Source organism: Bradyrhizobium sp. ORS 375, from assembly GCF_000239775.1.
Taxonomy (GTDB): domain Bacteria; phylum Pseudomonadota; class Alphaproteobacteria; order Rhizobiales; family Xanthobacteraceae; genus Bradyrhizobium.
Genome location: NZ_CAFI01000248.1, coordinates 1 through 9,431, shown reverse-complemented (window position 1 = coordinate 9,431; position 9,431 = coordinate 1). Strand labels below are relative to the sequence as shown.

8 protein-coding genes and 1 pseudogene are annotated in these 9,431 nt (G+C 62.0%); 5 read left to right on the top strand and 4 right to left on the bottom strand.

What is annotated here, in order from left to right; genetic code table 11:
• Window positions 1-374: 374 nt before the first annotated feature.
• The gene (locus BRAO375_RS19330) at window positions 375-920 is read right to left on the bottom strand and encodes a hypothetical protein (RefSeq protein WP_244423223.1); all 546 of its coding nucleotides are present in this window, start codon (window positions 918-920) and stop codon (window positions 375-377) included.
• A 346-nt stretch (window positions 921-1,266) separates the two neighbouring features.
• Here BRAO375_RS19330 and BRAO375_RS19325 point away from each other — a divergent pair, with 346 nt between their 5' ends.
• Complete coding sequence (locus BRAO375_RS19325; protein WP_009029138.1) at window positions 1,267-1,575, top strand: hypothetical protein; 309 nt, start codon at window positions 1,267-1,269, stop codon at window positions 1,573-1,575.
• A 127-nt stretch (window positions 1,576-1,702) separates the two neighbouring features.
• Here BRAO375_RS19325 and BRAO375_RS19320 read toward each other — a convergent pair whose 3' ends face one another.
• The 3 genes from BRAO375_RS19320 to BRAO375_RS19310 are packed head-to-tail and all read right to left on the bottom strand — an operon-like array spanning window position 1,703 to window position 4,082.
• A complete protein-coding gene (locus tag BRAO375_RS19320; protein WP_009029137.1) occupies window positions 1,703-2,200 on the bottom strand; it encodes a nuclear transport factor 2 family protein in 498 nt (165 codons plus the stop codon).
• On the bottom strand, window positions 2,197-3,051 hold the full coding sequence (locus tag BRAO375_RS19315) for an SDR family NAD(P)-dependent oxidoreductase (RefSeq protein ID WP_009029136.1): 855 nt from the start codon (window positions 3,049-3,051) through the stop codon (window positions 2,197-2,199). Before BRAO375_RS19315 ends, BRAO375_RS19320 begins: the two co-directional genes overlap by 4 nt.
• On the bottom strand, window positions 3,048-4,082 hold the full coding sequence (locus BRAO375_RS19310) for an SDR family NAD(P)-dependent oxidoreductase (RefSeq protein WP_201767540.1): 1,035 nt from the start codon (window positions 4,080-4,082) through the stop codon (window positions 3,048-3,050). The genes BRAO375_RS19315 and BRAO375_RS19310 overlap by 4 nt, the downstream gene beginning before the upstream one ends.
• Before the next feature lie 218 nt (window positions 4,083-4,300).
• On the opposite strand from BRAO375_RS19310, the gene BRAO375_RS19300 reads away from it, so the two are divergent.
• The 4 genes and pseudogenes from BRAO375_RS19300 to BRAO375_RS19285 all read left to right on the top strand — a co-directional run.
• Window positions 4,301-4,597, top strand: coding sequence for a putative quinol monooxygenase (locus BRAO375_RS19300; protein WP_009029133.1), 297 nt, complete (start codon window positions 4,301-4,303; stop codon window positions 4,595-4,597).
• Between the two features lie 169 nt (window positions 4,598-4,766).
• The gene (locus BRAO375_RS19295) at window positions 4,767-5,471 is read left to right on the top strand and encodes a Crp/Fnr family transcriptional regulator (protein ID WP_009029132.1); all 705 of its coding nucleotides are present in this window, start codon (window positions 4,767-4,769) and stop codon (window positions 5,469-5,471) included.
• 732 nt (window positions 5,472-6,203) lie between these two features.
• A complete protein-coding gene (locus BRAO375_RS19290; protein ID WP_244423222.1) occupies window positions 6,204-9,056 on the top strand; it encodes an FG-GAP-like repeat-containing protein in 2,853 nt (950 codons plus the stop codon).
• Between the two features lie 63 nt (window positions 9,057-9,119).
• A pseudogene (locus tag BRAO375_RS19285) lies at window positions 9,120-9,431 on the top strand (hypothetical protein); the annotation flags it as partial.

The window sequence follows — 9,431 nt, the reverse complement described above, 5'->3', positions numbered from 1 at the left end:
CTCTTGATCCGAAAGCTGTGCTGATGAGCGGCACGCGGGGTCTACGAGACGTCCTGGGGTTCCCGAGCGCGGGCGACATAATCCAATGCACTTCGAGGAGTTCCTGACGGATCGCGCGTTATTTTCGCGCGGGGCTGATGATGGCTTGGGCTGGATTGCACGTGGCCGGATGCGATCACGACCGGAGACGACGTTGTTAGCTCGCCAACCTCGATGGGCGACCAAAGGCGGTCGGCTGGTGCGGCGCGCGGTCGCGCCGCGCGCCAACTGTGCCCGGCGCTCGAGCGTTCGCTCAGCTCGTGCGGCCTTTAATGCGCCGATCGCGGCCCGCGGGCTGTGCGGGCCGTGATCCCAAGGCCTGAACGAGGGCCGGACTAGAGGCTGAGGATCTTGATGTTGAGCAAGGGCGAGCCCGACGCTGCGCCTGAGTTTCCAGCCAAGCGTCCGAGCGGGAGGATCTTGCTCAGCAACTCGGCCAGTGCCAGCGGATGACCCAGCACGCCGTCATGAGCCCGTGTCTCACCCTTGAACGTCAGCTGCTGCTGAAACACGTGCTCCATCGCCAGACGCAGGCCTGCAACGATTCGCGTGAACTCGGGATCGGCGGGGTTGATCGGCTCGGCGCCGCTGGCCCATTTCGAGGCCATCTGGCTCAGCTTGCGCAGCGGCTCTTCGACCGCTTCGATCTTGTCGACATGATAGGTCAGCGGCGCGGATGCACTGTCGAAAGCCGGTGGCAGGTGGGGTGGAGCGTGTGGAGCATTCGCGTGGGGCGCAAGCTTGCGCCGCAGCGCCATTAGCGCCTGCTCGTAGAGAAACTTCACGCCTTCTTGCAGCACCATCGTCCCGAGTGCGGACATGTTCATCCATTCGTTCATTGCAGTCTCCGAGATATGTTGAAAGATCTGACCTGCGATCATGACCCGGCATCGTCGCGCACGACCCGGATCGCCGTTCACGCGGCGTCCGAAGCAACGGCTGAGACATGTCCGGCAACGTCACCGCGGTCAGACGACCGTCGCGGCGGGCTCGGCAACCTAAAAGGCCGATGCACGTTCCGCGGGAATCTGATCACCATCCGGTGACTGCGGAGGTGCGGGCGCACCCGCGCAGCAACTAGCGGCGATCGCCGTCGTGTGGTCGCTGGCGCGCTCTGCGACAAATATCTTTCGGCCGCGATGGAACGGGCCATGCGGCTTCGGGTTCAGGCGCCCGCACTACGTCGTCGCACCGGCTCAGCAGCCGGGCCCACGCATGGAGGACCAAGTGAATACGAATCTCTTCCACAATATTGCAAATGTCGCCAGCCTCGGCCTTGCCGGCACGACGGCAATGCTGCTCGCCTCAGGCTGCCATCAGGGCGCGGACGGCGCGTTCGATTGCTCGACGTCCTGGATCAATCCGACCTACACGACGGCTGCGATCGCCACGCTGCAGGTGATCAAGCTGCTCGTCAACATCCTGCGCGACGGCCTCGACGGCCTGGTCAGACCGCAGCCTCCGGTCGAGCAGCGCGTGATCCATTCTCGGCGACGGCAAGGCCAGACCGTCCATGATCGCGCGACGGTGCCGTGAACGCCTCAACGCGCAAGGCCTGACAGTCTGACATGGTTCCGGCAGGCGAGGTGAGTGGTGCGCCGGTGTTAGCTTCATACCACTCCTGCGTGTGACGTTTCACACAGCAAAGTCGACTTGCGCCAGCTCACGCTGGCGCCGGCTTGGTGGCTGCCGCGGCCTCCCAGCCCGGCTCGACCGGGACCATGTACCAGGTGGTCAGCACGACTTTGGAAAACAGCCAACGGCCATCTTCTCTGACGTACTCATCATCGAAGCGTCCGCCGACCATGAGGCTTTTGCCGTTGAGAACGGGGCGCCCGTCGAGATGGCTGTAGCCTCTGCCGCGGTCGCCATTGATTTCAACGACGTGCGCGTGAATGAACTGGCGCGCCCATTTGATCGGGAAGTTGAGAAAGAAGTCGCGGATCGCTTCACGGCCGGTGACGGATGGCCGACCGCCATAGGACACGGTGGCGTTTTCCGCAAAGAGGTCGGCCAGATCGGCTACGCGGTCCTGATTGACGTATTCGTGGTACGTACAGCGCAGCGTCCGGATCGCGTCGCGATCATCGTGTTCGGCAACGCGCCTCTCCAGCGCTGCGAGTCGTGCCCTGAGGTCGGCGTTCTCGTCTGAATGGGTCATGGTTCGTCCTTTGGCGCAACGTGGCCGTCTGTCTGGAGGGGCTTGTGATCACCGAGGATCTTGCGGAGCCGCTCCTCGACGCGGAGCCGCACCGCGGGATGCGGAAGGATGTAGAATTGGTCGTCGCGGATGGCCTGCAATGTCATCCGCGCCACGTCGCCGGCACTGACCTCGGATGCCTCCATTCCCGCTCGGACCCGCCGATCATACGGTGCGCTGTCCGGATTGGTGGAAGCCAAATGGACCGGCCGATGTCTGCCGGAGTCGGCAATGGCCGTCTTGACCAGCGAAGGGCACAGCACGTTGACCTTGAGCTCGGATCCTGCCAGCTCAAGGTCCTTCGCAAGGCACTCGGACAAGGCGACGACCGCGTGCTTGCTGGCGCAGTAGACGCCGGACCCCGGCACGGCGGTCAGCCCCGCGCCCGAGGCGGTGTTGACGATGTGACCGTCCTCGCCCGCAGCCATCATGCGCGGCACGAAGCTGACAATCCCGTTGGCGACGCCCAGGAGATTGACCCCGAGCACCCATTGCCAATCTTCGGGAGTCGCAGACCAGACCGGGCCGAGCGCCGCGACGCCGGCATTGTTGAAGAGCAGGTGAACGTTGCCGAAGTCTCCGAATGCAAGCTCCGCGAGACGCTCAACGGCCTTGATCTTGGATACGTCACACCGAGTGGTGCGCACGGCGATCCCGCGCGGCATCAGCTCCCCCGTGGCGGAAAGTCCGTCGCCGTCGACGTCGGCGAGGACGAGCTTCATTCCCTCGGCTGCGCAGGCAACAGCCAACGCGCGGCCGATGCCGCTCGCAGCTCCCGTGATCACCGCGACCTTGCCCTCGAGCTGCTTCATGCCGCGGTGATCCCGCCGTCCACGGTGAAGATCGATCCGGTGATATAGCTCGCAGCGGGCGAGGCCAGCAGCAGGCTGACGCCGGCGATCTCGTGGGGCATTCCAAGCCGGCGCATCGGAACGATGGCCTCGAGCGGCGCGGTGTGGGTCTCGTCCAGCAGGCGGCCACCGCCGAGCCCGGTCCGGAAGAAGCCGGGCGCGATGGCATTGACCTTGACGTCAAACGTGGCGAGCTCGAGCGCGGCTTGCCTGACCAGGTTCACGACCGCGGCTTTGGCGGCGGCATAGGCATAGGCGGTGGCTGTTGCGCCTCGCAGTCCTCCAACCGATGCCGTGACCACGATCCGGCCGCTGCGCTGCGCCTTCATGTGCCGCGCGGCGGCCTGCAGGGTCGCGAACGCACCGGTCTGGTTGATGGCGAGAACCTCGCTCCATGCGGCGAGATCGACGTTCTCGATGCGGCCCTGCGGCGAACGAATGCCTGCTCCACCGCTGATGCCGGCATTTGCGAACATCACGTCGAGCCGGCCTTTGCGCGCGACGACGCCGTCAACTATCCGCCGGATGGCGTCGGAATCTGCGACATCGACCGGCGCGACCTCTGCTCCCGGGATGATCTCCTCGCTGACCCGTCTCAATTCCTTCTCGTTCCTGTCGACGAGGATGACGTCGGCACCGTTGGCCGCCATGGTCTGTGAGATGGCCAGGCCAAGTCCGCTGGCGGCGCCGGTTATGATGATGACGAGGCCCTTGACTGCGAAGAGCTGCTCGGCGGTCAACGACATCGGCTTTTCCTCGTTCGGCAGGGCCGTCTTCGCTTTCACGAGAGCGGCCGCCGGTGGACGGCAATCCACCATTCCGTTGGGCGAAAGGCTCGGCCGCCGTCGCGCGGCCGGCGTTCTCACGCCGCCGAGAGACAAACTCAGTTCGCGGCCGAGACTGTCGCAATCGCGACAATCGATGCACAAAATTTCCCTAGGTTGGCGCCGAGAGGAGGGCCGGCACGCCGGTCGCCGCGCGCGCAAGAACATCGATGCTGTCGAGGGGACACCGCCTGTGACCGGGTTCACCACCGCGGCGACGGGCAGTCCGGTCTACCGCCTCTATTTGGTCGTAGTCTTGTACCTGCTCTCCGGTGCTATCCTGCTGGGTACGTTGCGCGGCCCGTCGTCGCGGCAACGGTGATTCATTCGCCGAGGACAGCCATCCGGCGCCTGCTGAAGACGACAAAGCGAGAGGATGAAAAGCGATGATCATTGTTGTGGGATCTGTGGACGGGATTGAAGACAGCTTTGATCGTCTGATCAAGGTCAGCCTCGAGCACGTGCATCGCTCGCGCGCGGAAGACGGCTGCGTGGAGCACGTCGTGCAGGTTGATTGCGAAAATCCGCTCCGCTTGCGATTTTTCGAGCGCTGGCGCGATGCCGCCGCGCTCAAGGCGCATTTCGCCCGGCCCGAGTCACGGCTGTTCGTGCAAGAGGTCGGCAAGCTGTGCTCCAAGCCGCCCGTCATGACCGTCTACGAGGCCGAGGCGAAATCGATTTAGCGGCGGCCGGACGACAGGTTTGACGCGCACCATTGTACCGCCTCGGTGGCGCGCGGTGTCCCGAGGCGAGCGCCATGGTGACGTCGGTCACCTCGATCGATCGTCGCCACACTGATATGGATGACGAATGTCGCGACAGCGACAGTCCCGTTGATGTGTGTGGCGACGAATGAACAAAGCGGTGCTCAAGGCTGTTCTGCGCAAGAACAAGTGGTTTGCTGGCCTTCCCCCGTCATTGGCGGACAGCATCCTTCGTCTGGGGCGCATTCGAAACGCGGACGACTCCCTGATCTATTCGGCGAGCGACTCTCGCGACGGGGTGATTGCCCTGGTGTCGGGCCAGGTGCGCTTGACCAGCTTTTCGCTGTCCGGCAATCCCTCTTTCCTGCTGATCTCGTCGCCTGGATCGTGGATCGGCGTCACCTCGGCCCTCGACGGACGTCCCTATGGCTACGACGCGTTCGCCATTGGCAAGGCCGTGCTGTTTCACGTGAGCCAGGAGCGGTTCGAGGCGCTCATCAACGAGAGCAACGAGTACTATTCCGCGTTTGTCCGAATGGTCTGCGATCACCTGCGCGTCTCGATGCAGAACCTGATCATTCTTCGCAATCGGCGTCCGCTTCACCGGCTTGCGCAGGAATTGCAGAGGCTCTCCGAACGTCACGGACGGCAGACCAAGAAAGGGCTGGTCATCGATCTGCGATTGTCGCAGGAGGATCTTGCCGTCATGATCGGCGTCGGACGCCAGACGATCAATCGTCTGCTCAAGAGCCTTGAGCAGGATGGAATCGCGACGACGAGGTACGCGTCGGTGACGATTCATGACCTCAAGGCGATCGAACGTCTCAGCTCGAGCGAGGAGGCAGAGAGCTAGGCGCGGACCCGGTCGGAGGGGGCTCTCCTTGAGGCGACACAAACGGCCGTCCTACGGGGCAGGGCAGAACAAAGATGGTTGATGAAGAAAGCCCGCTTGAGCTCCAGCAGCGGGCAACATGAGCGGTGACAGCGTCGCCTGAGGCTGACGACTGGTCGTTGCCGATCAGCTCTTCGCCGCGTTTGATCGGCAGGCTCGTGAAGCCTCGGCGATGGCTGACCTGGGCTCCGCGGCAAACGATTGTGCGAGAATCTAAGTCTCGTAGAGCGTGTGTAGGGCGCGTGGGCGGCGGTGCGGTCAACGAATGATCGTGCACCGGACGGAGCCGAGCGCCCCACATCTCAAGGGTGCCCGGCGGCAGGGCGACTTTGCTCAGTGGGGCCACGTCGATCCCGAGGCTGGAAACGTGGTGACACACCAACCTGATTCGGCATGACGATTGCGCGCGAAAGATTGGCGCGGCGTTCGTCAGCACTCAGCGTTGTAGAACACTCGATCGTAGGACGATCGAGGCGTGCATCGCCTGAACTTTCTTGCTCGCGAGAAGCGAGTCCGGTTTCTATCCGATCGGCGAAGGTTGTAATTTTTGACCCTGGTGACGCGCATGTTGTTAATCAATTGAACTGTCCGTTGATCATCCATTACGGATGACGTCTGTTCGTTTGAGAATATGCAGATACTGCGGGGGCAGAGATGTTCGGTAGTTCGACTGGGGCCGGTCGAGGCGAGGGCATGCGGCGACTTGCGAGACGAGCCGCTGGGATCGGCTTGGGCGCTTTTTTTTGCTTCTCGATTTCTACCTTAAGTGGTGCCGGAACGATGTCGCTCCCTGGCCAGTTTTCGGTTGGCCAGATGGGGGCTGCGACCTATTCAATTCCAATTGCCGTCCCCTCCGGCACGGCCGGGGTCGTGCCTTCGCTCACGCTTGATTACAGCAGCCAGGGTGGCAATGGCGTCCTGGGCGTGGGCTGGTCACTGGGGGGCTTGCCCTCGATCGGCCGATGCCAGAGGACGATCGCGCAGGACGGTGTGCTGGGCAGCGTCAATTTCGACGGTAACGATCGCTTCTGTCTTGAAGGGCAGCGGCTGATTTTGGTGAGCGGTTCTTACGGGGCCGACAATGCCGAATATCGCACCGAGATCGACGCCTATTCCAGAATCGTCTCGCACGGTGCTGCAGGCAACGGACCGGCCTGGTTCGAGGTGCGCACCAAGGCCGGCCAGGTCATGGAGTTCGGCCGGACGACGGATTCGCAGGTTCTGGCTCAGGGCAAGACCACGGCGCGAGCCTGGGGCGTCAACAAGGTCAGCGACACCAAGGGCAACTACTTCTCCGTCTCATACACGACCGATGCCGCGACCGGGCAGTCGGTGCCGAGCTGGATCAACTATACCGGCAATGCTGCTTCCGGCGTCGCGCCGTACAACTCGGTCGGGTTCGTCTACGCCTCCCGCCCCGATCCGATTCAGCACTACCAGGCGGGCTCTCTGGTTCGCACGGCGGTTCGGCTGACCAACATCAAGACATTCACCGGCGGGACGTTGGTTTCCGACTATCAGCTGACTTATCAGCAGAGCCCGACCAGCAATGTGTCGGAGATCGCGTCGGTGCGCGTCTGCGGAGGTTCGGGCAGCTGCCTGCCGGCGACATCTTTCCAATGGGCAAACGGCGGTGGATTGTCGTTCTCTGGACGGGTGACCAGCCTGCCCAACGGAGAAAACCTGGGGTCGCCCGCTGTGTCGACATCGGGCTCTTTCTTATCAAACATTGCGGCGCAATTGGCTCATCTCGTCGGAGGGCCGGTTTCTGCCGACTTCAACGGCGACGGAAAGAACGATTTCCTGCTGATCGCCGGGACGTCCGTACTTGGGTTTCTCGGAAATGGCGACGGCAGTTTCTCGGCTGCAAACTCGTCGGCGCCGAATGGGTGGAATTTTGGACTGTTCATGTCCAATTATATGAATATCAGCGGTGACTTCAATGGAGACGGAAAGACGGATATTGCGCTGTTAAATGGTGCGTATCTTTATGTCTTCTTGAGCAATGGAAATGGCCAGTTCACCGGCGTGACGTTTCCGTGTCCGAATGGATGGAATTTTGGCAAGCCGAGTGACAATTTCGTTGCTGTGTCCGGCGACTTTAACGCCGACGGCCGATCGGATTTCCTCCTACTGAGCGGACAGTATATTTATGAGTTTCTGAGCAACGGCGACGGGACGTTTGCTGGTCAGACGCTGTTCATGGGCGGTTGGAATTTCGGGACGAAGCCTTCCGATCTCTACATGCCGATCTCCGGCGACTTCAATGGCGATGGCAAAACTGATTTCCTGATGGTCGGCGGTTCACAGGTCTTCGATTCCAATCGTAGTGCCAGATCTAACATCTATGAATTTCTCGGAAACGGTGACGGCACCTTCACCTATATTGGTTTCACGTTGCCTACTGGGTGGAACTTCTCGCCTGAGAGTGGGACGACTTACCTCCCGATCAGTGGTGATTTCAACGGAGATGGCAAGTCAGACCTGATCATGCTGCACGGGCCGCAGATTTACGAAATGCAGAGCCGCGGCGACGGGACGTTTGACTATATCCCGATTCAGATTTCCAACGGATGGGATTTTGGCGCAAATCCCGGGACGACGTTCATGTCCTTCTCGAGCGATTTCAATGCGGACGGCAGGACCGATTTCGCTGTCATTGGTGGTTCGAGCCCGTACATCTACCAATTCCTGAGCAATGGCGATGGGACCTTCACCTATCGGACGGTCAACATGCCGAACGGCTGGGGCTTCGGCTCGCCTCCGACGGCGAACTACTGGGCCCAGGTCGGCGACTTCAATGGAGACGGCCGGGTCGAGTTCTCGATGGCGTCTGGCACCAATGTCTTCACTGTCACGGCAGACGGCTCGACCGGAGATGTCATTTCCAGGATCACCAGCGGTCTTGGTGCGACGGTTGACGTCAGCTATTCGCCGCTGACTAATTCAGGTGTTTACACAAGGGACTCCACCAGCACCTATCCGGTTCAGGACCTACAGGCTCCATTCTTCGTGGTGTCACGGGTCGATGCATCCAATGGCGTTGGCGGTACATCGAGCTCGACGTACAATTACGCAGGCGCCAAGATTGATCTGACCGGCCGCGGCCTGCTTGGCTTCCGCCAGGTCACGGTCAGGGACCTGCAGACCGGGATAGCGGATACGACAATCTACCGGCAGGACTTCCCCTATATCGGGATGGTCGCATCGGCGGCGCGGACGCTCGGATCACAGACGCTCGGTCAATCCACGAACACATATCAGTTCATGAACGCGAGCGGGTCGACGACGATCTCGCCGTCCAGCGCGCCGTATCGGGTGTCCCTGGCGCAGAGTACATCGAGCAGCTCGGACCTCGACGGGTCCGCAGTGCCGACGGTGACGACGTCCAACCAGTATGACGGGTTCGGCAACGCGACCCAGGTCGTCGTCTCGACCTCCGACGGGTTCAGCAAGATCACGTCCAACGTCTATGCCAACGACACCTCGTATTGGTACCTCGGTCGTCTGACACGCGCGACCGTGACAAGTCAGCGGCCGCAATAGCCGGCCGCTGCGTCTCATCACATCTCACACATTTTGCCGCCTTGGTTGGTTGAGGAATTGACCATGTTCGATGCCGTGTCTTCGCGTGCCCAGCGTTCGAGTGGATTGACCCGAGTCAAGATCGCGGCCTTGTCGCTTCTGATCAGCCTCGGTTTCCCGGTGGTCGCCGACGCCGCGCAGGTCGTCATCACCGGCAATGCGACCTGGGTCGTTCCCAACGATTGGAACAACGCGGACAACTCGATCGAGGCGATCGGCGGCGGCGGTGGGGGCGGTGGCTCCGTCGGAAGCCAGCAGGGTGCGGGCGGTGGCGGCGGTGGCGAGTACCGCAAGCTGCGAAACCTGACGCTCACGCCGGGTGCGTCGATCCCGATC

What these genes read in the sequence shown, in the direction of transcription:
- BRAO375_RS19315 (WP_009029136.1), bottom strand. Translation starts at nt 3,051, where the DNA reads ATGAAGCAGCTCGAGGGCAAGGTCGCGGTGATCACGGGAGCTGCGAGC.
- BRAO375_RS19300 (WP_009029133.1), top strand. Translation starts at nt 4,301, where the DNA reads ATGATCATTGTTGTGGGATCTGTGGACGGGATTGAAGACAGCTTTGAT.
- BRAO375_RS19310 (WP_201767540.1), bottom strand. Translation starts at nt 4,082, where the DNA reads ATGTTCTTGCGCGCGCGGCGACCGGCGTGCCGGCCCTCCTCTCGGCGC.
- BRAO375_RS19290 (WP_244423222.1), top strand. Translation starts at nt 6,204, where the DNA reads ATGCGGCGACTTGCGAGACGAGCCGCTGGGATCGGCTTGGGCGCTTTT.
- BRAO375_RS19295 (WP_009029132.1), top strand. Translation starts at nt 4,767, where the DNA reads ATGAACAAAGCGGTGCTCAAGGCTGTTCTGCGCAAGAACAAGTGGTTT.
- BRAO375_RS19320 (WP_009029137.1), bottom strand. Translation starts at nt 2,200, where the DNA reads ATGACCCATTCAGACGAGAACGCCGACCTCAGGGCACGACTCGCAGCG.
- BRAO375_RS19330 (WP_244423223.1), bottom strand. Translation starts at nt 920, where the DNA reads ATGATCGCAGGTCAGATCTTTCAACATATCTCGGAGACTGCAATGAAC.